At 65.9% G+C, this 22,144-nt stretch carries 20 protein-coding genes; all 20 read left to right on the forward strand.

Translation table 11 applies throughout. From position 1 onward, the window contains the following. Window positions 1-142: 142 nt before the first annotated feature. The 20 genes from DIZ22_RS02810 to ftsZ all read left to right on the forward strand — a co-directional run bounded on the left by DIZ22_RS02810 (window position 143) and on the right by ftsZ (window position 21,943). Complete coding sequence (locus tag DIZ22_RS02810; protein WP_037510479.1) at window positions 143-1,135, forward strand: cysteine synthase A; 993 nt, start codon at window positions 143-145, stop codon at window positions 1,133-1,135. Between the two features lie 42 nt (window positions 1,136-1,177). Further along, window positions 1,178-1,495, forward strand: coding sequence for a hypothetical protein (locus tag DIZ22_RS02815; protein WP_004207970.1), 318 nt, complete (start codon window positions 1,178-1,180; stop codon window positions 1,493-1,495). A 6-nt stretch (window positions 1,496-1,501) separates the two neighbouring features. Beyond that, window positions 1,502-2,725, forward strand: coding sequence for a Gldg family protein (locus DIZ22_RS02820; protein WP_048938794.1), 1,224 nt, complete (start codon window positions 1,502-1,504; stop codon window positions 2,723-2,725). 183 nt (window positions 2,726-2,908) lie between these two features. Then, window positions 2,909-3,406, forward strand: coding sequence for an MraZ protein (locus DIZ22_RS02825; RefSeq protein ID WP_048938795.1), 498 nt, complete (start codon window positions 2,909-2,911; stop codon window positions 3,404-3,406). Next, on the forward strand, window positions 3,403-4,350 hold the full coding sequence (gene rsmH / locus DIZ22_RS02830) for a 16S rRNA (cytosine(1402)-N(4))-methyltransferase RsmH (RefSeq protein ID WP_122927885.1): 948 nt from the start codon (window positions 3,403-3,405) through the stop codon (window positions 4,348-4,350). The genes DIZ22_RS02825 and rsmH overlap by 4 nt, the downstream gene beginning before the upstream one ends. Next, window positions 4,347-5,000 carry a hypothetical protein gene (locus DIZ22_RS02835; RefSeq protein WP_004207966.1) on the forward strand — a complete coding sequence of 218 codons (654 nt, stop codon included), beginning with the start codon at window positions 4,347-4,349 and terminating at the stop codon, window positions 4,998-5,000. The genes rsmH and DIZ22_RS02835 overlap by 4 nt, the downstream gene beginning before the upstream one ends. Beyond that, window positions 5,000-6,703: a penicillin-binding protein 2 gene (locus DIZ22_RS02840; protein ID WP_004207965.1), complete on the forward strand. Its 1,704-nt coding sequence runs from the start codon at window positions 5,000-5,002 to the stop codon at window positions 6,701-6,703. The genes DIZ22_RS02835 and DIZ22_RS02840 overlap by 1 nt, the downstream gene beginning before the upstream one ends. Further along, on the forward strand, window positions 6,703-8,145 hold the full coding sequence (locus DIZ22_RS02845) for a UDP-N-acetylmuramoyl-L-alanyl-D-glutamate--2,6-diaminopimelate ligase (protein ID WP_010336273.1): 1,443 nt from the start codon (window positions 6,703-6,705) through the stop codon (window positions 8,143-8,145). Before DIZ22_RS02840 ends, DIZ22_RS02845 begins: the two co-directional genes overlap by 1 nt. Then, the gene (murF, locus tag DIZ22_RS02850) at window positions 8,142-9,533 is read left to right on the forward strand and encodes a UDP-N-acetylmuramoyl-tripeptide--D-alanyl-D-alanine ligase (RefSeq protein WP_048938798.1); all 1,392 of its coding nucleotides are present in this window, start codon (window positions 8,142-8,144) and stop codon (window positions 9,531-9,533) included. The genes DIZ22_RS02845 and murF overlap by 4 nt, the downstream gene beginning before the upstream one ends. Then, window positions 9,533-10,606 carry a phospho-N-acetylmuramoyl-pentapeptide-transferase gene (gene mraY, locus DIZ22_RS02855; protein ID WP_037510490.1) on the forward strand — a complete coding sequence of 358 codons (1,074 nt, stop codon included), beginning with the start codon at window positions 9,533-9,535 and terminating at the stop codon, window positions 10,604-10,606. The genes murF and mraY overlap by 1 nt, the downstream gene beginning before the upstream one ends. A gap of 4 nt (window positions 10,607-10,610) precedes the next feature. Continuing rightward, window positions 10,611-11,924, forward strand: a complete 1,314-nt coding sequence (gene murD, locus DIZ22_RS02860; protein ID WP_048938799.1) for a UDP-N-acetylmuramoyl-L-alanine--D-glutamate ligase — start codon at window positions 10,611-10,613, stop codon at window positions 11,922-11,924. A gap of 62 nt (window positions 11,925-11,986) precedes the next feature. Continuing rightward, a complete protein-coding gene (locus tag DIZ22_RS02865) occupies window positions 11,987-13,189 on the forward strand; it encodes a putative peptidoglycan glycosyltransferase FtsW (RefSeq protein WP_010336276.1) in 1,203 nt (400 codons plus the stop codon). Beyond that, the gene (murG, locus tag DIZ22_RS02870; protein WP_004207959.1) at window positions 13,186-14,352 is read left to right on the forward strand and encodes an undecaprenyldiphospho-muramoylpentapeptide beta-N-acetylglucosaminyltransferase; all 1,167 of its coding nucleotides are present in this window, start codon (window positions 13,186-13,188) and stop codon (window positions 14,350-14,352) included. Before DIZ22_RS02865 ends, murG begins: the two co-directional genes overlap by 4 nt. A gap of 139 nt (window positions 14,353-14,491) precedes the next feature. Beyond that, entirely contained in the window at window positions 14,492-15,919 is a 1,428-nt protein-coding gene (gene murC, locus DIZ22_RS02875; RefSeq protein WP_048938800.1) for a UDP-N-acetylmuramate--L-alanine ligase, read from the forward strand. Next, a complete protein-coding gene (locus tag DIZ22_RS02880; RefSeq protein WP_004207957.1) occupies window positions 15,919-16,116 on the forward strand; it encodes a hypothetical protein in 198 nt (65 codons plus the stop codon). The genes murC and DIZ22_RS02880 overlap by 1 nt, the downstream gene beginning before the upstream one ends. A gap of 5 nt (window positions 16,117-16,121) precedes the next feature. After that, window positions 16,122-17,048 carry a UDP-N-acetylmuramate dehydrogenase gene (gene murB, locus DIZ22_RS02885; RefSeq protein ID WP_170978394.1) on the forward strand — a complete coding sequence of 309 codons (927 nt, stop codon included), beginning with the start codon at window positions 16,122-16,124 and terminating at the stop codon, window positions 17,046-17,048. Window positions 17,049-17,169: 121 nt separating this feature from the next. Continuing rightward, on the forward strand, window positions 17,170-18,126 hold the full coding sequence (locus DIZ22_RS02890; protein ID WP_048938802.1) for a D-alanine--D-alanine ligase: 957 nt from the start codon (window positions 17,170-17,172) through the stop codon (window positions 18,124-18,126). After that, complete coding sequence (locus DIZ22_RS02895) at window positions 18,119-19,081, forward strand: cell division protein FtsQ/DivIB (RefSeq protein WP_037510504.1); 963 nt, start codon at window positions 18,119-18,121, stop codon at window positions 19,079-19,081. The genes DIZ22_RS02890 and DIZ22_RS02895 overlap by 8 nt, the downstream gene beginning before the upstream one ends. A gap of 3 nt (window positions 19,082-19,084) precedes the next feature. Further along, the gene (gene ftsA / locus DIZ22_RS02900; RefSeq protein WP_004207952.1) at window positions 19,085-20,368 is read left to right on the forward strand and encodes a cell division protein FtsA; all 1,284 of its coding nucleotides are present in this window, start codon (window positions 19,085-19,087) and stop codon (window positions 20,366-20,368) included. Window positions 20,369-20,476: 108 nt separating this feature from the next. Then, window positions 20,477-21,943 (forward strand): cell division protein FtsZ, encoded by a 1,467-nt coding sequence (gene ftsZ, locus DIZ22_RS02905; protein WP_107917640.1) that lies wholly within the window; start codon window positions 20,477-20,479, stop codon window positions 21,941-21,943. Window positions 21,944-22,144: the final 201 nt, after the last annotated feature.

Here is a 22,144-nt window from a genome sequence, read left to right on the forward strand (position 1 = left end):
CTTTCCAATTCCTCCACGGAATAGGGGCGGTCCTGGATCGGGGACGGGCGACCGGCGCGCAAAGCCGGGGCAAACCGGCTCTTTTCGTGGTGCAGCATTCCCTTGCTTGGCAAGCACGTATCGGCTCCGCTATGCGGGGTGCATGCTGCTCCAGAAAGATAGCCTCGCCCTGATCGGTAATACCCCGATGGTGCGTCTCGCCGGTCCGTCCGAAGCCACCGGATGCGATATCTACGCCAAGTGCGAATTCGCCAATCCCGGCGCGTCGGTGAAGGATCGCGCCGCCCTTTTCATCGTCAATGATGCCGAGGAGAAGGGGCTGCTGAAGCCCGGCGGCACGATCGTCGAGGGGACGGCCGGCAATACCGGCATCGGCCTGGCGCTGGTCGCCAATGCCAAGGGGTACAAGTCGATCATCGTCATGCCCGAGACGCAGAGCCGGGAAAAGATGGACACGCTGCGCGCGCTGGGCGCGGAACTGGTGACGGTGCCGGCGGCGCCCTATTCCAACCCCGGCCATTTCGTCCACACCTCGCGCCGCCTGGCCGAGGAGACGGAAGGGGCGATCTGGGCCAACCAGTTCGACAATATCGCCAATCGCAAGGCGCATATCGTCGGCACGGCCGAGGAAATCTGGACCCAGATGGAAGGCCGGATCGACGGCTTCATCTGTGCGGCGGGCACCGGCGGCACGATCGCCGGCGTGGGCCTGGGCCTCAAGGCGCATGACGAGAATATCGTCATCGGCCTCGCCGATCCCCATGGCGCGGCGCTCTATAATTACTACGCCCATGGCGAGTTGAAGGCGGAGGGCAATTCGGTCGCCGAAGGCATCGGCCAGGGGCGCATCACCGCCAATCTGGAAGGCGCGCCGATCGACACCCAGTTCCGCATTTCCGACGAGGAAGGGCTGGAGTGGGTCCGCCGCCTGCTGGCCGAGGAGGGACTGTGCCTGGGCCTGTCCTCGGGCATCAATGTCGCCGGTGCCGTTGCGCTCGCGAAACAGCTTGGGCCGGGCAAGAAAATCGTGACAATCCTGTGCGATACCGGCTTCCGCTATCTGTCGACCCTCTACAACCGGCAGTGGCTCGAATCGAAGGGCTTGACGATATTCCCCTGGCTCGCGCACAATTGACGGGCCGACACGGGTCGCGGCGGCATAAAATAGAGCATGTTCATGGCTGATCATTCCCGCCGACAGGAGGGGTTGCAGCGCGTTCAGATAGGGCTGACCGGCCTGGCAGGCGTTGTCCTGCTGGTCGGGCTGGCGAACATCGTCATCGACAAGGCGCGGGTGGACGATATTGCGTCCGCGCCGCCGGCCGTGCCGACGATCGACGTCAATGCCGCTGTCGCCGCCACCACGCCCAAGGAGCCGCTCGCCGAACTGGGTGTGCAGCCCGCGCCGGAAATGGCGCCGATCGTCCCCGATCTGCAGCCCGATCCCAAGATCCGCAAGCCGATGGACCAGGAACCCACGCCGCAGACGCCCTGACGGGCGATGATGTCGCTCGTTCGCTTTCTTTCGCGATTGCTCACCCTGTTGCTGCCGGCGACGCTGATGCTGTTCGCCGGTCTGGCGGCTGCCTGGCGCACCGGGCAGGCGGATCCATGGTGCTGGGGCTGGCCGGCGCTGCTGTTGCTCGTGCCGACGGGGTGGTGGCTGGCGCGGCAGGACTTTCTGCATGCGTTGTGGGTGGGGCTGGGTGGCGCCGGGATGGCGCTGCTCTTCTGCGCCCTGGCCGCTGCACGCATGCCCGATCCCTGGGCCATGATCGGCTTGGTGCTGCTGGTGCTGGCGGCGGCCGGCGGTGGCGCTTTGCTGTGGCAGCGGCGCTGGCTGCCGGCATGTGTCGCATTGGCCGCAGCGCTGCTGCTGCTCGGCTTCGGTCCGGCCCGTCCCATTTCCTCCCAGCCTGATCGTCCGGTGCTTGCCGTCATCACCGCGCTGCCGCTCTTCTGGGAAGAGGGTTGGGCTGGGACAAGGCGGGACGCGCCGATCGTGACGCTGCTGCGCAGCCGGTTCGACGTGCGGCCGATCGATGATGTGCGGGCACTGGCCGCATCCGGCGCGCCGGTCCTGCTGCTGGCGCAGCCCCGACCGATGACGCCGCAGGCGCTGGTCGCGCTTGACCGCTGGGTCCGGGATGGCGGCCGGCTGCTGCTGTTCACCGATCCGCGTCTGCGCTGGCCGTCCGATTTGCCGCTGGGTGACCGGCGCCGGGCGCCGATGGTCGGCACGCTTGGCCCCTTGCTGGCGCATTGGGGTGTGCGGGGCGGGGCGGTGCGCGATCGGGAAATACGCCATTTCCTGCCCGATGGCCGGCTTTTGACGATGGCCGGGATGCAGCCCTTGTCATTGGAGGGGCAGGAGGGCGCTGTTCCGTTGCGGTTGCGGATCGGCCGCGGGGAGGTGCTTCTGCTGGGCGACGCGGACCTGATCGACGACCGGCTGTGGCTGGCCGATCCGGCGCGGCCGCTCGATCCGCGCGCCTGGAGCGCCGATACGCCGGCGCTGGTGGCGCAATGGCTGGGGGCGGAGATGCCGGATGGTCGCCGCTGGATGCGCGATGTCGCGGATGTCCGGCTGGGGCTGCGATCGGCGCTTCTGGCTGGGACAGGCTGGGCGATAGTGGGTCTGATGCTGCTGCGCCATCGTTGCGGGCGGAATGGCATGAGAACAAAAAGTGAAAATAAGCTGGTGAAAGGAGTAAAAAACGGTTAATCCCGTTTCTGACCGGCTTTTCCCAACTTCACCCAACATTTCCCTTTGCAGGCCGCCTCATGCTTGGTAGATATTCCAACATTGGGGTTAGTCAGGCTTTGCGAGAGTCTTGCGCCGGGATTCGAAAATGCGGTTCCGGCGACGGGAAGCCTGCGCCCTGCTTAAAAGGGGCGAATTTCCAGCGTGTCGGACGTCATTCTCTATTCGGGCAACGCGTTCAGCGTCGCGGACGGCAAGGGCCGTTTCGTGTTGCCCCTGGAGATGCGCCGCCAGGTGAAGCTGGCGAGCGGCGGCGAAAACCGTCTGTGCCTGTCGGTCCATATGGACAATGGCTGCGCCACCGGCTTCGGCCTGTCCCACAAGCTGTTCCTGTTCGAGGAAGTGAATGAGCTGGAGCGCGAGGCGCGCGCCGCCAATCGCCCGTTCAATGGTGATCTGGAGCGCGAGAATCGCCTGGGCACGATCGAGGACGTGAATTTCGACGAGGGTGGCCGCTTCTTCCTGCACCCCGATATCAAGGAAGAGGCCGGTATCACCGACGTCGTGTTCTTCTATGGCGTTGGCCGTTATTTCCAGATCTGGAAGCCCGAGGCGCTGGTCGAAAGCCCGGATCGCCCGGCGCTGATCCGCAACAAGGTGCGCCGCTGGCTGGAACAGCGCGCAGCGGAGGGCTGCAAGTGAGCGCCGCGCCGCATATCCCCGTCCTCCTGACCGAAGTGCTCGATGCGCTCGCCATTACCCCGGGCGAGCGACATGTCGACGGCACCTTCGGCGCGGGCGGCTATTCCAGCGCCATGGCGGCGGCTGGCGCGCAGGTCTTTGCCTTTGATCGCGACCCCGATGCGATCCGGGAAGGGCAGGCGCTGGCCGATGAAAAGGGTATCACGCTGATCCCCGGCGAATTTTCGCGGATGGAGGAGCTGTTGGCTGAGCGCGGTGTCAGCAGCGTGTCGGGCATCACGCTGGATATCGGCGTGTCGTCGATGCAGCTCGACCGGCCCGAACGCGGCTTTTCCTTCCAGGCGGATGGTCCGCTGGACATGACGATGAGTCAGGGCGGCATGAGCGCGGCCGATTTCCTCAACACCGCCGCGGAAGAGGATATTGCCGACGTCATCTATCGCTATGGTGAGGAGCCGCGTTCGCGCCGGGTTGCCCGCGCGATCGTCGATGCGCGGCCGCTGGAGCGGACCGGGCAGCTTGCTGCCGTGGTGCGCCGGGCGCTGGGCTACAAGCCGCACGACAAGAAGGACCCCTCGACCCGCACCTTCCAGGCGATCCGCATCCATGTGAATCGCGAACTGGAGGAGCTGGAGCGCGCGCTCGAAGCGGCGGAAGCGCTGCTGGAGCCGGGCGGCCGCCTTGCGATCGTGACCTTCCACAGTCTGGAGGACCGCATCGTCAAGCAGTTCCTGCGCAAGCGCAGCGGCAGCGAGGCGGGCGGATCGCGCCACCTGCCCGAGAAGAAGGCCGAGGCTGCGCCTGCATTCGAAAAGCCCGCCAAGGCCGTAAAGTCTGGCGAAACGGAACTGGCGCGCAATCCGCGTGCCCGTTCCGCCACCCTGCGCAGCGCCGTGCGGACCGGCGCCCCTGTTGCCAATGCCCATCGGAGTGCCCGGCCATGATCGCGGTCAAGAGATTGCAGAGCCTGATCTGGGTGTTGCTGGTCGCGCTTGGTGCGCTTGGCGCCTATCTCGTCTCCTTGAAGGTCGCGACCGAGCGCAATGACGTGATGCGGGTGCGGATGCAGATCGCGCAGGCGCGCGGCGATATCCGCTATCTGGAAACCGAGTTCAGCGCGCGCGCCAGCATGCGCCAGCTGGAGCGGTGGAACCAGGACGACTTCATGTATGCGACGCCGACCGCCGGCCAGTATCTGGCAGGCGAACAGGCTCTGGCGCATCTGGATGGCGTCCAGCCCAATGGCCCGGACTATGTCGCGCCGCCGGTGATGGTGGCGATGGTCGAGACGCCGGCCGATCTGCCGTCCGCGCCGCAGGCCGCGCCGGCCAGCCCCGCCGCCAGCCAGATCCGCAGCGATATCGCCGTGATCCGCGAGGCGCATGCCGCCGACAATGTCGAGAAGCTGGCCAAGCCCGCCGCGCCGGTGAAACTGGCTGAACAGCGTGCCAAGGCCGACGCAGATGTGTCGCGGCCCAATCCGGTCGCGCGCCGGGCCGAGCGCATGGCGATGCTGGATGCCAAGCTGCTGGACGACAGCACCATGGGTGACCTCAGTGCGCGTGCGGCGCGCGAGCGAAAGGGAGGTCGCTAATGGCCACGATCATCGTCCAGCCGGGCGGCGCCCGTGCCGGGCGGCAACGGGTCAACCTGACGGCGATCGCGCATAATCGCCTGATGTTGCTGTTGATCCTGTTCATGATGATCACGGCCGTGCTGATCCTGCGTCTGACCTGGGTCGGCATTTTCGCGAGCGGCAATGGCAATGGTGATGGATTGTCGGGCTTCACCCCGGCGCGCGCGGACATTGTCGACCGCAATGGGGTGCCGCTGGCGCGGACCATGGACGCCTATTCGATCGCGGTGCGCCCGTCCAAGCTGATCGGCGATCCCGACGAACTGGCGCGCAAGCTGCACGAAATCTTCCCGGACGAGTCCGAAGCGGTGTTCGCCAAGAAGCTGAGGGGGCGCGGCTGGGCCTATCTGCGCCGGCGCGCGCTGCCCGAGGAAGTGGCGGCGGTGAACGCGCTGGGTGAGATCGGCATCGAATTTCCGCGCGAGAAAGAGCGTCTCTATCCCCAGCGCACGCTGGCCGCGCATATTCTCGGCTTTGCGCCCAATGCCGAGGGCAAGGGCGGCATGGGCGTGGAGGCCGCGTTCAATGATCGGATGATCGATCCGGCGCAGCGTAGCCGGCCCTTCGCCATGTCGATCGACAGCCGGGTGCAGGGCGCGCTGGAAAGCGAGCTGTATGCCCAGCTGGTCCAGACACGGGCCAAGGGTGCCGGTGGCATCATCCTGGACGTCAATACCGGCGAAGTGATCGCCATGGCATCGATCCCGGTGTTCGATCCCAACAAGCTGCAAAATTATGCCGGCAAGCGCTGCTCCGAATCGCCACTCTGCAACCATATGGTGCAGGCCCGCTACGAACTGGGTTCGGCCTTCAAGCCGTTGTCGATCGCGGCGGCCATGGACGCCGGCGTCGTGACCTCGATGAGCAAGCGTTATGACGCGACCGCGCCGCTGGCCGTTGGCGGCTTCCGCATCAAGGACGACCACTCGCTCGGCCGCTGGATCAACGTGCCGGAAATCCTGGTCCACAGCTCCAATATCGGCACCGCCCGGATCGCCGACGAAATGGGCGCCGCGCCGCTGCAGAAGCTGTTCCGCAGCCTGGATTTCGACCAGCGTGCGCCGATCGAGTTCAATGAGCGTGCCGGTGGCCTGTGGCCGACCAATTGGGGCCGGATCACCAGCATGACCACCTCCTATGGCCATGGCATCGCGGTGACGCCGCTGCATCTGGCGGCGGCCTATGCGGCGCTGGTCAATGGCGGCATCTGGCGCCCGGCGACGATCCGCAAGCTCAAGGCCGATGAAGTGCCCGAGGGGCGCCGGGTCTTTTCCGCCGCGACCAGCGCGCGCATGCGCCAGCTGTTGCGGATGATCGTGTCGGCGGGTACAGGGCGTAGCGCCGACGCCAAGGGATTCCGGGTGGGCGGCAAGACGGGTTCCGCTGAAAAGCCCCAGGAAGGGCGCTACAACAAGACTTCGCTGGTGACGACTTTCGCTTCCGCCTTCCCGATGGACAATCCCCGCTATGTGGTTCTCGTCACGATGGACGAGGCGACGGGCCAATATGGCCTGCGCACCGCTGCATGGACGGCGGCGCCGGTGGTGAAGCGGGTGGTGGAGCGCACCGGGCCGATGCTTGGCGTAATGCCGGACGAGCGGCGGGACGTGGATATTTCGGATTTGATGCCGCTGTTGCACGGCGACAAGGAGACAGAGTGATGCGCCTCGGGTCGCTAATCGAGGAGCTGGGCGTCGAGGTCGGTGGCAACACCGGCCTCGACACGTCCGTGACGGGTTTTGCCATCGACAATCGCAAGGTTGCGCCGGGCACCATCTTCGGTGCCTTTCAGGGCCTGCGCGTCAATGGCGAGGATTTTATTGCCGATGCGGTGAAGGCGGGCGCGGTCGCGATCGTCGCCCGGCCGGAGGCGAAGGTCGAGGGCGCGGTGCATATCGCCGACGCCAATCCCCGCCGCCTGTTCGCGCAACTGGCCGCGCGCTATTTCGCGCCTTTCCCTGATGTGACCGTCGCCGTCACCGGCACCAATGGCAAGACCAGCACGGTCGAGCTGGCGCGCCAGTTGTGGCGCATGCTGGGTCACAAGTCGGCCTCGATCGGGACGCTGGGCGTCACCACCTCGGTCGATCAGGTGTCGACCGGGCTCACCACCCCGGACATCGTCACCTTCCTCGCCAACATGTCGGGCCTCAAGCGCGAGGGCATCACCCATGCCGCGTTCGAGGCGTCGAGCCATGGCCTCGACCAGTATCGCACCGAGGGGCTGCCGGTTGCGGCCGGCGCCTTCACCAACCTGTCGCGCGATCATCTCGATTATCATGGCGACATGGACAGCTATTTCGATGCCAAGATGCGCCTGTTCGACGAAGTCGTGGGCGATGGCGGCGCGGCCGTCATCTGGGCCGACGATGAATGGTCGGACAAGGCGATCCAGCGGGCTACGAAGCGGGGGCTTCGTGTGCTGAGCGTCGGGGTGCAGGGGCAGGCATTGCGTCTTGCCAACCGCACCCCGACCCAGTTGGGCCAGACGCTGGAAATCGAAGCCGATGGCAAGCTCTACAAGGTCAATCTGCCGCTGATCGGCGCCTATCAGGCGGCCAATGCGCTGACGGCGGCTGGTCTGGTCATCGCGACCGGCGGCGATACCGCCAAGGTGCTGGAATTGCTGGGTCGGGTCCAGCCGGTGCGCGGCCGTCTGGAACGCGCGGTCATCAGCAAGGCGGGCGCGCCCGTCTATGTCGACTATGCCCATACGCCCGATGGCCTGCGCGCCGCGATCGAGGCACTGCGTCCCCATACCCGGGGCAAGCTGATCGCGCTGTTCGGCGCGGGCGGTGATCGCGATGCCGGCAAGCGCCCGCTGATGGGCAAGGTTGCCGCCGATCTGGCCGACCATGTCATCGTGACCGACGACAATCCCCGTTCGGAAGAACCCTCCGCGATCCGCGCCGCCGTGATGGCGGGCGCGCCGGGGGCGGAGGAAATTGGCGGCCGCCGCGCGGCGATCGCCGCCGCCATCGGCCAGGCGGGGGGCGATGACATCGTCCTGCTCGCCGGCAAGGGGCATGAGCAGGGCCAGATCATCGGCGACCGGGTGCTACCCTTTGACGATGTCACCGTGGCACGGGAGTGCGCGGGGTGAGCGATCTCTGGACCTCGGCCGAGATCGCAGACGCTACGGGCGGCGCCGTGTCGGCGCCGTTCGCCGTTTCTGGCGTAGCCTTCGACAGTCGCGAGGTGGGCGCGGGTGACCTGTTCGTCGCGATGAAGGGCGAAACGACCGACGGCCACAAATTCGTCGACAAGGCCTTCGCCCAGGGCGCGGCCGGCGCGATTGTCAGCGAGCCGGTCGACTATCCCCATGTGCTGGTGGCCGACAGTGCCGCCGCGCTGGAAGCGCTGGGCCGCGCGTCGCGCAAGCGCAGCAGCGCGAAGATCATCGGCGTGACCGGGTCGGTCGGCAAGACCGGCACCAAGGAAGCGCTGTTCCATGCCCTTGAACGGGCCTGTCCGGGCGGCGTCCATCGGTCGGTCAAAAGCTATAACAACCATGTCGGCGTGCCGCTGAGCCTGGCGCGGATGCCGCGCGATGCGGCCTATGGCGTGTTCGAAATGGGCATGAACCATGCCGGCGAACTGGCTGCGCTGACGCGGCAGGTGCGCCCGAACGTGGCGATCGTCACCGCCATCGCGCCGGCCCATATCGAATTTTTCGGGACCGAGGAAAAGATCGCCGAAGCCAAGGCCGAGATTTTCGAGGGGCTGGAGCCGGGCGGCACCGCTGTCATCCCCTATGATAGCCCGCATGTCGCGACCCTCTATGGCAAGGCGGAGCGCCATGCCGATCATATCCTGACCTTTGGCTTCAGCCCGGAGGCGGATATTTTCGTGCGCGATACCGTGCCGGCGCCGGGTGGTGGCACGCTGGTGACCGCCGCGCTGCCGGGGGTGGAGCTTTGCTTCACCGTCGGCGCGCCGGGCGACCATTGGGTGTCCAATTCGCTTGCCGTGCTGGCGGCGGTCGAGGCGCTGGGCGGCGATCTGGCCGCTGCGGGCCTTGCGCTCGCGGAAATGCCGGGCCTGCCCGGACGCGGTGCGCGCCGCATTCTGCCGGTGGCGGGGGGCGAGGCGCTGCTGATCGACGAAAGCTATAACGCCAACCCCCTCAGCATGGCCGCGACGCTCAAGCAATTGGGGCGCGAGCAGGCCGACCGCCGCATCGCCGTGCTGGGCGGCATGCGCGAACTGGGCAGCCGCAGCACCGAACTGCACGCCGCACTCTCGCAACCGTTGAGCGAGAATGGCGTCGACTATGCGATATTGGTGGGCGAGGAGATGGCGCCGCTGGCCGACGCCCTTGGCGGCCTTGTCGCCTTCGACCATGTGCCGGACGCCGCGTCGGCCACCGATCTGATCAACAAGGAAATGCGTGCGGGTGACGCGATCCTGGTCAAGGGCTCCAATGGCATCGGGCTGTCCCGCCTGGTCGCCGCCCTTGGCGATGCCGCCCGCGACGGAGATAAAGACTGATGCTCTACTGGCTTGCCCAGACCCTGGATTTTGCGGGGGCCTTCAACCTCATCCGCTACCTGTCCTTCCGGGCGGGCGCGGCGATCGCGACCGCGCTGATCATCGGCCTCGTCATCGGCCCCAAGTTCATCGGCTGGCTGCGCGTGCGCCAGGGCAAGGGGCAGCCGATCCGCAGCGACGGGCCGCAGACCCATCTGGCCAAGCGCGGCACGCCGACCATGGGCGGCCTGATGATCCTGACCTCCATGGTCGTATCGGTGCTGCTGTGGATGGACCTGTCCTCCACCTATGTCTGGGCCTGTCTGTTCGTGACCCTGGGTTTCGGCGCGATCGGCTTCCTCGACGATTATGACAAGGTGACCAAGGCCAGCCACAAGGGGCTGTCGGCCAAGATGCGCCTGGCCTTCGAGTTCCTGATCGCCGGTTTCGCCGCCTGGATGATCGTCAACCAACATGGCAACACCGCGCTCTATGTGCCCTTCTACAATGGGCCTGCGATCGAGCTTGGGCCTTTCTATTTCCTGTTTGCCGCCTTCGTCATCGTCGCCTTCGGCAATGCGGTGAACCTGACCGACGGGCTCGATGGCCTGGCGACCATGCCGGTCATCATCGCCTGCATGGCGTTCATGGCGATCGTCTATCTGGTTGGCCGCGCGGACTTCGCCACCTATCTGGGCATCCCGCATGTGCCGGGCGCGGGCAACCTTACCATCTTGTGCGGGGCGATCATCGGCGCGGGGCTGGCGTTCCTCTGGTTCAACGCACCGCCTGCCGCGGTCTTCATGGGCGATACCGGCAGTCTGGCGCTGGGTGGCACGATTGGCGTGATCGCGGTGACCGCCCATCATGAAATCGTTCTGGGCGTCGTCGGCGGCCTGTTCGTGGTCGAGGCACTGTCGGTCATCATCCAGGTCTTCTTCTACAAGCGGACCGGCAAGCGCGTGTTCAAGATGGCGCCGATCCACCATCATTTCGAACAGCTTGGCTGGGCCGAACCGACCGTGGTGATCCGCTTCTGGATCATCTCCTTCGTGCTGGCACTCGCCGGCCTCGCCACGCTGAAGCTGAGGTAAGCGGATGATCGTTTCGCAGGCCTTCAAGGGGAAGACCTACGCCGTATTGGGGCTGGCCCGTTCGGGGCTGGCCACGGTCGAGACGCTCGTCGCCAGCGGCGCGCGCGTCGTCGCCTGGGACAGTCGCGAGGAAGCGCGGGCGGCCGTCGCCGACAAGGCTGAATTGGGCGACCCGATGGAGATCGACCTGGCCGGTTTCGACGGCATCGTCGTGTCGCCGGGCGTGCCGCTCAACAAGCATCCGATCGCGATGCGGGCGAAGATCGCCGGCGTGCCGATCATCGGCGACATTGAACTGTTCGCGCTCGCCCGGCCGACGCTGCCGCCGCACAAGGTCGTCGGCATCACCGGCACCAACGGCAAGTCAACCACCACCGCGCTGATCCATCACATCATCGAACAGGCCGGCTTCCCGGCGCGGATGGGCGGCAATATCGGCCTGCCGATCCTGGGGCAGGAGCCGCTGGAGCCGAACCTGCATGGCGTGGGCATCTATGTGCTGGAACTGTCCAGCTACCAGATCGACCTGACCCACAGCCTCGACTGCGATGTCGCTGTGCTGCTCAACATCACGCCCGACCATCTTGATCGCTACAATGGTTTTGCCGGCTATGTCGCGTCGAAGGCGCGGCTGTTCGCCATGCAATCGGCCGACCATGTCGCGGTCATCGCGACCGAGGATGAGCCGAGCCGTGGCATCGCCGCATCGGCCCCGGCGCAACTGCGCGAAGTGAAGGCCGCCGATATCGATCCGGAGGCTCAGCTTGGCTGGCCGTCGCTGCGGGGGCCGCACAATGCCCAGAATGCCGCGGTCGCGATCGCCGTCGGCCGGGCATTGGACATTGATGACGCGACCATCATGGCCGCGCTCGCCAGCTATGCCAGCCTGCCGCACCGGATGCAGGCGGTGGGAACGCATAATGGCGTGCTCTACGTCAATGACAGCAAGGCGACCAATGCCGCCTCGACCGCGCCGGCGCTGGGCGCCTGGCCGGCCAAGGATGGCAAGCCGCGCATCCACTGGATTTTGGGCGGTGTCGCCAAGTCCGACAATCTGGACGAATGCGCGCCTTATTATGGCAATATCGCCCATGCCTACACCATCGGTGAGGCGGGCCACATGTTTGCCGACCTGTTGCGGCCGCACATGGCGGTCGATGACAGCGAGATGCTGAGCGCCGCCGTCCGTCGCGCCGCGCGTATTGCCCAGCCGGGCGATGTCGTGCTGCTGTCGCCGGCCTGCGCCAGTTTCGACCAGTTCCGGGATTTCGAGGCGCGCGGCGATGCCTTTGCCGCGGCCGTGAACGCACTGGAATAGAACGCACTGGAATAGGCAGGGCGATCGGGGGCAACGGGATGGATAGCGAGGGACGTAAGGGCATGTTCAGGGCGGGCGAACTGGTGAAGGGCTTCAAGACCCGCACCGTGCCGCGCGAGCGTACCGCGCTGGCCATCTGGTTCTGGGAAATCGACCGGGTGCTGCTGTCGCTGATCGTCGCGCTGATGGCGATCGGGCTGGTCGCCGTGGCCGCCGCATCGCCGGTGGCCGCGATCGACCGCTCGACCGCGCAGGTGGCGGTCAATCCGCTGATCTATTTCTACCGCCAGCTGATGTGGGTGTTCATCGGCCTGCCGATCATGCTGGTCATCTCCATGCTGCCCCGGCCACAGGCGCGGCGGCTGGCAATCTTCCTGGCCGTCTTCTTCTTCCTGATGCTGCTGTTCGTGCCGCTGCTGGGTTCCACCGTGAACGGGGCCAAGCGCTGGATCGACCTGCCGGGCTTCCGCTTCCAGCCCTCGGAATTTCTGAAGCCCGTCTATGTCGTGACGCTGGCCTGGCTGCTGTCGCTGCGCGCCAAGGACCAGAGCCTGCCGGTGATGCCGCTCACCGGCGCGATGACGCTGCTGATCGCCGCGATCCTGATGAAGCAGCCGGACTTTGGCCAGACGGTCATCTTCCTTGCCTGCTGGGGCGTGCTGCTGATGCTCTCGGGCCTCGAAATGCGCTGGATCGCCATGCTGGGCGGGCTGGCGCTGGCGGGGCTTGTCGCGGTCTACATGTTCTATGAAAATGGCCGCCAGCGCATCAACGACTTCCTGGGCATCGGCGTCCAGATGGATACTGGCCCGGACCAGACGGACCTGGCCTTCCGCACCATCACCCATGGCGGCTTCACCGGCGTCGGGCCGGGCGGGGGGCAGAACAAGTTCCGCCTGCCCGAAGCCCATACCGACTATATCTTCTCGGTGATCGGCGAGGAGTTCGGCCTGCTCGCCTGCATCGCCATCGCCTGCGTCTATCTGGCGATCGTCGTGCGCGTGTTGCTGCGCCTGCTGGACGAGGAGGATAATTTCACCATCCTTGCCGCCGCCGGCCTCACCACGCAGTTCGGGCTGCAGGCGATTATCAATATGGGCGTCAATGCGCAGATTTTTCCGTCAAAGGGCATGACGCTGCCCTTTATCAGCTACGGTGGCTCCTCTATGCTCGCGCTTTGTATCGGCGTCGGCCTGCTGCTCGCATTCACGCGGCGCAACCCCTTCATGGGTCGGCACACGGTCGTCAAATGGAGTGGTCGATGAGCATTTCCCGTCACTTTGTCCTCGCCGCCGGCGGGACGGGTGGTCACATGATTCCCGCGCATGCGGTGGCAGAGGAACTGATGGCGCGCGGCCATCATGTCGCCCTTGTCACCGATGAACGCGGCGCCAAGATCCCCGGCATCTTCGATAAGGCGCAGGTCCATGTCATGCCGGCGGGCCGCATGACCAAGAATCCGGCGAGCTGGCCCGGCGCCCTGAAGGCGATCCTGGCCGGCCGGGCGATGGCTCGCCGTCTCAACGACACGTTCAAGCCGACTGCCGTGGTCGGCTTTGGCGGCTATCCCGCCATGCCCGCTTTGCTGGGCGCGCTGGCCGACGGCATCCCGACCGCGATCCATGAACAGAATGCGGTGCTGGGCCGGGTCAACCGTCTGCTCGCCGGTCGGGTCGACGCGATCGCCACCGCCTATCCGGTGGTCGAGCGCCTCAAGGACAAATATGCCGGCAAGGTGCATCTGGTCGGCAATCCGGTGCGCGAGGAAGTGAAGGCGCTGCGCGACGAGGAATTTCCCGCGCTGACCGACGAGAGCGTGTTCCGCGTGCTGGTGATCGGCGGCAGCCAGGGGGCGAGCATCCTGTCGAGCGTCGTGCCCGAAGGGCTGTCGATGCTGCCGATCGCGCTGCGCCGCCGCCTTCAGGTGACGCAGCAGTGCCGCGCGGAGGATATCGAGCGCGTCCGCGCCACCTATGCCGAGATGGAAATCCCGGCCGATCTCGCCACCTATTTCAACGACGTGCCCGAAAAGCTGGGCTGGTCGCACCTGATGATCGCGCGGGCAGGGGCATCGACCCTGGCCGAGCTGACCTGCGCCGGCCGCCCCGCCATCCTGGTGCCGCTGCCCAGCGCGATGGACGATCATCAGACCGCCAATGCGCGCGAGATGACCGAGGCCGGTGGCGCCCGCACCATCCCCCAGTCGCGCTTCACTGCGGTGGAACTGGCCAAGCAGATGCAGAAGATGGCGCTGGAACCGGGCGCCCTGCAAAATGCCGCCAAGCGCGCCCGCGCCTGTGGCCGCCCGGATGCGGCGCGCGACATGGCCGACCTGCTCGAAAGCATCGGCCCCGCGCCGATCATGAATGACCCGCTTCGCGTCGGCCCCACGCCGACCACGCTCAATTTGCAGGGCGTCCCTGCATGATCCGCACATATCTCTCCCCGTTCGGGCTGAGCCTGTCGAAGCCCTCTGCTGAGCGGAGCGAAGCCGCTTCGCCTGCGGCTCTGCTGGGCCCTTCGACTTCGCTCAGGGCGAACGGATATTGGAACAAGGAATATCAGGCATGAAGGGTGTCGGCACCGACATCGGCACGATCCATTTCATCGGCATTGGCGGCATCGGCATGTCCGGTATCGCCGAAGTCATGCATAATCTGGGTTACAAGGTTCAAGGATCCGACGTCGCCGAAGGCTATGTCGTGGAAGGGCTGCGCGCCAAGGGCATCAAGGTGATGATCGGCCACAAGGCCGAAAATCTGGGCGATGCCGCCGTGGTCGTCACCTCGACCGCGATCAAGCGCGGCAATCCGGAAGTCGAGCTGGCGCTGGAAAATCGCGTGCCGGTGATCCGCCGCGCGGAAATGCTGGCCGAACTGATGCGTTTGAAGTCCACGGTCGCCATCGCCGGCACCCATGGCAAGACCACGACCACCTCGATGGTCGCGGCACTGCTGGACGCGGGCGGGGTCGATCCGACCGTCATCAACGGCGGCATCATCAACAGCTATGGCTCCAACGCGCGCCTGGGCAACAGCGACTGGATGGTCGTGGAAGCCGATGAGAGCGATGGCAGCTTCCTGCGCCTCGACGGCACGATCGCGGTCGTGACCAATATCGATCCCGAACATCTCGACCATTATGGCAGCTTCGACGCGGTGAAGGACGCCTTTGTCGAGTTTGTCGAAAATGTGCCCTTCTATGGTGCGGCGATGCTCTGCCTCGACCATCCCGAGGTGCAGGCTATCCTGCCGCGCGTGCAGGACCGTCGCATCGTCACCTATGGCTTCTCTGCCCAGGCCGATATTCGCGGCGAGAATGTCCAGCCGGTGCCCGGCGGCAATCGCTTCGACGTCCAGATCCGCGAGCGCGACGGCGCGACCCGCCGGATCGAGGGCATCGAACTGCCTATGCCCGGCCGCCACAATGTGCTGAACGCGATGGCCGCGATCGGCGTGGCGCTGCAGATGGGCATTGATGACGCGACCATCCAGACCGGCTTTGCCAAGTTCGGCGGCGTGAAGCGCCGCTTCACCAAGGTCGGCGAAATCCCGGCCGGGGCAGGCGTGGCCACCGTCATCGACGATTATGGCCACCATCCGGTCGAGATCAAGGCGGTGCTCGCCGCCGCCCGCGAAGGCGCGAAGGGCCGGGTGATCGCCGTGGTCCAGCCGCATCGCTTCACCCGCCTGCGCGACCTGATGGATGATTTCCAGCAGGCCTTCAACGACGCCGACATCGTCTATGCCGCCCCGGTCTATACCGCTGGCGAGCAGCCGATCGAGGATGTCGACAGCGCGGCGCTGGTCGCCGGGCTCAAGCGCCGTGGCCATCGCAACGCCGCCACCGTCGCCAATGCGGACGATCTTGCCCGCGTCATCGCCGCCGATGTCCAGGCCGACGACATGATCATCTGCCTGGGGGCCGGCGACATCACCAAATGGGCGGCGGGCCTGTCCGCTGCGGTCACCGCCAAGGTCAAGGAAACCGCCTGATGTTCGAGCTCTTCAATGTCGGCCTCGAAATGCAGAAGCGCATGATCGACATGCAGATGCAGGGCGTGGAAGTCGCGCGCGACATGGTCGAGGCGGCGCAGAAGCAGGTGCAGACTGGCATGGCGGCGCATCAGGCCGGCGAGGCGGGCATGAAGGCGATGAAGAGCTGGATGAATCTCTGGGGCGTGCGCGGTTGACGGTGATGGCTTCTCTCCCGGCCGTTCGCGGCACGCTCAAGGCCGATGCGCCGCTGGCACCGCTCGTCTGGTTCAAGGCGGGCGGGGCGGCGCAATGGCTGTTCGAGCCCAAGGACGCCGACGACCTGTCCGATTTCCTTGCCATGCTCGATCCGGCCATGCCGGTGATGGCGCTCGGCCTCGGCTCCAACCTCATTGTCCGCGATGGCGGCGTGCCGGGCGTGGTCGTGCGCCTGGGCAAGCCCTTCGCCAAGGTGGAGGCGCTGGACGCCACCACCCTGGTCTGCGGCGGCGGTGCGTCGGGCATCCTCGTCTCCTCGACGGCGCGGGATGCCGGCATTGCCGGTCTTGAATTTCTCCGTTCCATCCCCGGCACGGTCGGCGGCTTCGTGCGGATGAACGGCGGTGCCTATGGCCGCGAGACTGCGGACATATTGGTCGAATGCGAGGTGGTGCTGCGTTCGGGGGAGCAGGTGACCCTGCTCAACCGCGATCTTCATTACAGCTATCGCCATTCCAACATGGTCGACGGCGCGGTTGTCGTGTCGGCCACCTTCCGCGGCGAACCCGGCGAACCGGCCGCGATCCAGGCGGAAATGGACCGCATCGCCACCGCGCGCGAGGAAAGCCAGCCGCTGCGCAGCAAGACCGGCGGATCGACCTTCAAGAATCCGGACGGGCACAAGGCCTGGGCGCTGGTCGATGAAGCGGGCTGTCGCGGCCTCGCGCTGGGCGGCGCGCAGGTAAGTGAGAAGCACACCAACTTCCTGCTCAACACCGGCGATGCTACCAGCGCCGACATCGAAGCGCTGGGCGAGGAAGTCCGCCGCCGCGTGAAGGAAAAGAGCGGCGTCGAGCTGGAATGGGAAATCCAGCGTGTCGGCATGTTTGCCGACGGCGCAAACAGAGATGCCGTGGGGTTGGCGAAGTGATTTGTGCTCCCAATCCGTCATCCCAGCGAAGGCTGGGATCCCTCTTTTCTTCCTTCGCTGCGTTCAAAGGCAGTGAGATGCCAGCCTTCGCTGGCATGACGATGTATCTGGAGTGTTACGCATGAGCCGTGGTCCCTGGCATGTCGCCGTACTGATGGGCGGCTGGTCGGCGGAGCGGCCGGTGTCGCTGTCGAGCGGCGAGGGCGTTGCCAAGGCGCTGGAATCGCGTGGGCATCGGGTCACGCGGATCGACATGGATCGCGACGTTGCCGCGCGCCTGACCGAAACCGGGGCGGACGTGGTGTTCAACGCGCTGCATGGCGTGCCGGGCGAGGATGGCACGGTGCAGGGCATGATGGACCTGATGGGCCTCACCTACACCCATAGCGGCCTTGCCACATCGGTCATCGCGATCGACAAGCAGCTGACCAAGCAGGCGCTGGTGCCGCACGGTATCCCCATGCCCGGCGGCCATATCGTGACGAGCGAGAGCCTGTACGCCGGCGATCCGCTGCCGCGCCCCTATGTTCTGAAGCCCGTCAATGAGGGCAGCTCGGTCGGCGTCGCGATCGTCACGGCCGAGGGCAATTATGGCAATCCCATCGCCCGTGACAGCGTCGGCCCCTGGCAGGAATTTCCCGAGCTTCTGGCCGAACCCTATATTCGCGGGCGCGAGCTGACCACCGCCGTGCTGGGCGATGAGGCGCTGCTCGTTACCGAGCTGCGCCCCAAGAGCGGCTTCTATGATTTCGACGCCAAATATACCGACGGCATGACCGAACATGTCTGCCCGGCGGAGATACCGGACGAGATCACGCAGGCATGCAAGGCGATCGCGCTCCAGGCGCACCAGTTGCTTGGCTGCAAGGGCGCGTCGCGCTCCGACTTCCGCTGGGACGACAGCCAGGGCGTCGAGGGGCTTTACCTGCTGGAGGTCAATACCCAGCCGGGCATGACCCCCTTGAGCCTGGTGCCGGAACAGGCGAAAAAGCTGAGTATCGAATATGCCGAGCTGGTCGAGCGGATCTGCGAGGAAGCATTGACGAGGGGGCCGAACATGGGGGCTGGCAATGGCTGAGGCACGGATCCGGCGCGGCGGCACGGCGCGGCTGAGCACGGCGCGGGGCAAGGTGCGCGCCAAGGCCGGATCGGGCCGTGGCCGCCAGCTCAAGCGCCAGTCCTCCTTCGATCGGTTGCTCGAACTGCTGCCGATCAGCGAGGATACGCTGCAGAAGCTGGCGACCTGGGCGATCTTCGCGATCTTCGGTGGTATATTGATCGCCATCGCCATCTATGCGGGGCTGCCCGACATGGCGCGCCAGCAGGCGGCAAGCCTGGCCGCGCGCGCCGGTTTCGAGGTGGAGAAGGTCGAGGTGCGCGGCGTCGAGCGCATGGACGAGATGCCGGTCTATAATATCGCGCTCGGCCAGGTCGATCGCTCGATGCTCTCGCTCGACCTGCCCAAGGTGCGGCAGGAAATGCTGAAGCTCGGCTGGGTCAAGGATGCGCGCATTTCCCGCCGCCTGCCCGACACGCTGGTCGTCGATATCGTCGAGCGTGATCCGGTCGCGGTGTGGCAGCATGACGGGCAACTGCATCTGATCGACGTGGCGGGCGTGGTGCTGCAATCGGTGTCGGCCGGGGCGATGCCGGACCTGCCGCTGGTGGTCGGCCCCAACGCCAATCTCCAGACCGCTGGCCTCAACAAGCTGATGGAAAGCGCGCCTGCCTTGAAGCCGATGCTGGCTGGTGCGACCTGGGTCGGAAACCGTCGCTGGGATCTGCGCTTTCAGTCTGGGGAGACGCTGTCGCTGCCTGAGGGGGAACAGACATCGGCGGCCGCGCTGGTGAATTTCGCGCGCATGGATGGCGTCAACCGGTTGCTCGGCCGGGGCATCGTCAAGTTCGACATGCGCGATCCCGATCGTTTCGTGCTGCGTCTGCCGCAGGGCCAGACCAGCGATAAGCCGGCAGCGGCGGACGCCAAGGCGGAAAAGACCGCAAGTGCGCCTGCCGCGGGCGAGGAAGGCTAAGTCATGGCACAGCCCAAGGTCGAAAAGCTCATCACCGCGATCGATATCGGATCGTGGAAGGTGTCCGCGCTGATCGCGGGGCGTACCGATACGGGTGAGCTGGCGATCCTGGGCACCGGCCAGCGCGAAAGCCGGGGCGTGCGCCGCGGCTTCATCGCCGACATGGAACGCACCGAACTGGCCGTGCGCGAGACGGTGGAACAGGCCGAGCGTGTCGCCGGCACCAATATCGAGGATGTCTGGGTCAGCTTCTCGGGTGGCAGCCTGGTCAGCGACGTCGTCACGGTCGAGCGCGACATGGGCGGCTATCGCGTCGAGCAGCCGGACATCGACGATCTGTTGACCACCGGCCAGCAGGGTATCGACCCCGATGGCCGCATCATCCTGCATGCGCAGCCGACCTGCTTTACCATCAATGGCAAGGTGCCGGTGAAGAAGCCGCTTGGCATGCATGCCGATCTGCTGGGCGTCGATATCCATGTGGTGCTGGCGGATGGCGCGCCGCTCGCCAATCTCGACCTGTGCGTGCGTGGCGCCTATCTGAACGTCAATTCGATCGTCGCTTCGCCGATCGCCACGGGCCTCGCCTGCCTGTCGGAAGAGGAACGCGACCTGGGCGTGGCGCTGGTCGAGATGGGGGCAGGGGTCACCAATGTATCGCTCTATGCCGGCGGCATGCTGGTGGGGCTGCATTCGATCCCGATGGGTGCGTCCGACATTACCGATGATATCGCTTCGGCCTTCGGCATTCGCCGCAGCCAGGCGGAGCGGATCAAATGCTTCTATGGTTCAGCGATGCAGAACCGCCGCGACTTCCGCGAGATGATCGAGATCGCGACGCCCCATGGCGATGTCGCCATTCCGGGGCAGAGCGCCGGCCCCAATGCAGAGGGCGGCAAGATCACCCGCGCGGCGCTGGTCGGCGTCATTTGCGAACGACTGAACCAGATCATGGCGGAAGTGAATGCGGCGCTGGCCGGCATGGGCTTCAACAGCACCGGGCGTCAGGTCGTGCTGACCGGCGGTGGCGCGGAGATGAAGGGCATTGCCGACTATGCGCAAGGCGCACTGGGGCGTGCGGTGCGGGTCGGTCGCCCGCGCGGCTTGTCAGCCATGCCCGAAGCGCATAGTGGCCCGGCCTTCGCTACTTTGGCCGGATTGGCGCTTTACGGCGCTTCAAACCCGGTTGATCTTAGGGCGATGGCGCCTGCGCCGCAAACCGTGCATCGTCTGGGCGCCCCGCAATGGTGGCAGCGCATGATGCGGGCGATGCGGACGAATTACTGAGCGAATTTGAACGAAAACGAAAATAGCAGGTGAAATACTCTATTTTCTGGTGTTAACAATTGATGACGGTTGTCACTTCCTGACGAGGAAGCTGAGGGAGCAAAGTATATGAGCATCGAGATCAGCCCGCCGCATGTGGATGAATTGAAGCCACGCATTGCGGTGATAGGCGTTGGCGGTGCAGGCGGTAACGCCATCGCGAACATGATCGCGGCCAGCGTCGAGGGCGTCGACTTCATCGTCGCCAACACCGACGCGCAGGCGCTGAACGCCTCGCCGGCCGAACGGCGCATCCAGCTTGGCCCGCAGATCACCGAGGGTCTGGGCGCCGGTTCGCGCCCCGAAATCGGTCGCGCGGCTGCGGAAGAAACCATCATCACCGTCGAACAGGCGCTGGAAGGCGCCCATATGTGCTTCATCACTGCCGGCATGGGCGGCGGCACCGGCACCGGTGCGGCCCCGGTCATCGCCAAGGCGGCGCGTGAAAAGGGCATCCTGACCGTCGGCGTCGTGACCAAGCCCTTCACCTTCGAGGGCAATCGCCGCATGAAGTCGGCGGAAAGCGGCATCGACGAGCTGCAGAAGCATGTCGACACGCTGATCGTCATCCCGAACCAGAATCTGTTCCTGATCGCCAACCCGAACACGACCTTCAAGGAAGCGTTCCAGATGGCGGACGAGGTGCTGCAGCAGGGCGTGCGCTCGATCACCGACCTGATGATCATGCCGGGCCTCATCAACCTCGACTTCGCCGACGTGCGTTCGGTGATGGGCGAGATGGGGAAGGCGATGATGGGCACCGGCGAAGCGGAAGGCGACGGCCGTGCGCTCCAGGCGGCGGAAAAGGCGATCGCCAACCCGCTGCTCGACGGCGTGTCGATGCGCGGCGCCAAGGGCGTGATCGTGTCGATCGTCGGTGGCGACGACATGCGCCTGATGGAAGTCGACGAAGCGGCCAACCATATCCGCGAACTGGTCGACCCCGATGCGAACATCATCTGGGGCAGCGCCTTCAACGACAATCTGAACGGCAAGATCCGCGTGTCGGTCGTCGCGACCGGCATCGACAATGAAGTCGGCAGCCAGGCCGCACCGCTGACCCAGCCGTTCAGCTTCGCCAGCCGCCCGGCCGTCGCCGTGCCGCAGGCGCCGCGCCCGGCACCGGTGGCCGCACCCGCCCCGGCCGCGCCGGTCGCTGCTGCACCGACCCCGGTCGCCGCGCCTGAGTCCGAAGCGCTGGAACTGGACGTGCCCGAAGCCCCGGCGCCTGCGCCGATCGCTGCGCCTGCCGCCGAAAAGGCGCCGCCGGCCTTCGCACCTGCGCGTCCCGCCGCCGTCTTCTCCGACGAGGATCCCTCGCAGGATGAACTGCTGCTCGGCGCCGAAGCAGCCGAACCGACCGCACCGGAAGCCGCGCCCAAGCCCGCCCAGCCGGCGCCGCGCGTCGCGACCGGTGGCACGCTGTTCGAACGTATGGCCGGCCTGACCCGTGGCAGCGAAAAGGCACCGGGCGCCGAAGAAGGCACGCAGGGTCTGGATATCCCGCGCTTTCTCAACCGCCAGAACAACCAGTAAGGCCAGCGTGCGGGCATAGGCCCGCACCGGCCTGCCAAAGGCGCGCCGTCGGTCGCTTCGGGCGACCCGGCGCGCTTTTTTGTGCAGGTCATTTCCCATTGCTTCCGCGATCCGCTAGACCTTGATCGCTTCGGGCTGAATCAGCCCGAAGCGTGAATCAAGGTCTGAAATCATCGACTAGAGCCTGATTCACGTTATCGG

This window comes from Sphingobium sp. LF-16 (assembly GCF_003711185.1).
Classification (GTDB): Bacteria; Pseudomonadota; Alphaproteobacteria; order Sphingomonadales; family Sphingomonadaceae; genus Sphingobium; species Sphingobium yanoikuyae_A.

Excerpts from the sequence above, each read along its gene's own strand:
- murC (WP_048938800.1), top strand. The coding sequence starts at position 14,492 with ATGAAGGGTGTCGGCACCGACATCGGCACGATCCATTTCATCGGCATT.
- ftsZ (WP_107917640.1), top strand. The coding sequence starts at position 20,477 with ATGAGCATCGAGATCAGCCCGCCGCATGTGGATGAATTGAAGCCACGC.
- murG (WP_004207959.1), top strand. The coding sequence starts at position 13,186 with ATGAGCATTTCCCGTCACTTTGTCCTCGCCGCCGGCGGGACGGGTGGT.
- DIZ22_RS02880 (WP_004207957.1), top strand. The coding sequence starts at position 15,919 with ATGTTCGAGCTCTTCAATGTCGGCCTCGAAATGCAGAAGCGCATGATC.
- DIZ22_RS02895 (WP_037510504.1), top strand. The coding sequence starts at position 18,119 with ATGGCTGAGGCACGGATCCGGCGCGGCGGCACGGCGCGGCTGAGCACG.
- DIZ22_RS02890 (WP_048938802.1), top strand. The coding sequence starts at position 17,170 with ATGAGCCGTGGTCCCTGGCATGTCGCCGTACTGATGGGCGGCTGGTCG.
- DIZ22_RS02820 (WP_048938794.1), top strand. The coding sequence starts at position 1,502 with ATGATGTCGCTCGTTCGCTTTCTTTCGCGATTGCTCACCCTGTTGCTG.
- DIZ22_RS02845 (WP_010336273.1), top strand. The coding sequence starts at position 6,703 with ATGCGCCTCGGGTCGCTAATCGAGGAGCTGGGCGTCGAGGTCGGTGGC.
- DIZ22_RS02865 (WP_010336276.1), top strand. The coding sequence starts at position 11,987 with ATGTTCAGGGCGGGCGAACTGGTGAAGGGCTTCAAGACCCGCACCGTG.
- DIZ22_RS02840 (WP_004207965.1), top strand. The coding sequence starts at position 5,000 with ATGGCCACGATCATCGTCCAGCCGGGCGGCGCCCGTGCCGGGCGGCAA.
- DIZ22_RS02815 (WP_004207970.1), top strand. The coding sequence starts at position 1,178 with ATGGCTGATCATTCCCGCCGACAGGAGGGGTTGCAGCGCGTTCAGATA.
- DIZ22_RS02810 (WP_037510479.1), top strand. The coding sequence starts at position 143 with ATGCTGCTCCAGAAAGATAGCCTCGCCCTGATCGGTAATACCCCGATG.
- murB (WP_170978394.1), top strand. The coding sequence starts at position 16,122 with ATGGCTTCTCTCCCGGCCGTTCGCGGCACGCTCAAGGCCGATGCGCCG.
- DIZ22_RS02835 (WP_004207966.1), top strand. The coding sequence starts at position 4,347 with ATGATCGCGGTCAAGAGATTGCAGAGCCTGATCTGGGTGTTGCTGGTC.
- ftsA (WP_004207952.1), top strand. The coding sequence starts at position 19,085 with ATGGCACAGCCCAAGGTCGAAAAGCTCATCACCGCGATCGATATCGGA.
- murD (WP_048938799.1), top strand. The coding sequence starts at position 10,611 with ATGATCGTTTCGCAGGCCTTCAAGGGGAAGACCTACGCCGTATTGGGG.
- mraY (WP_037510490.1), top strand. The coding sequence starts at position 9,533 with ATGCTCTACTGGCTTGCCCAGACCCTGGATTTTGCGGGGGCCTTCAAC.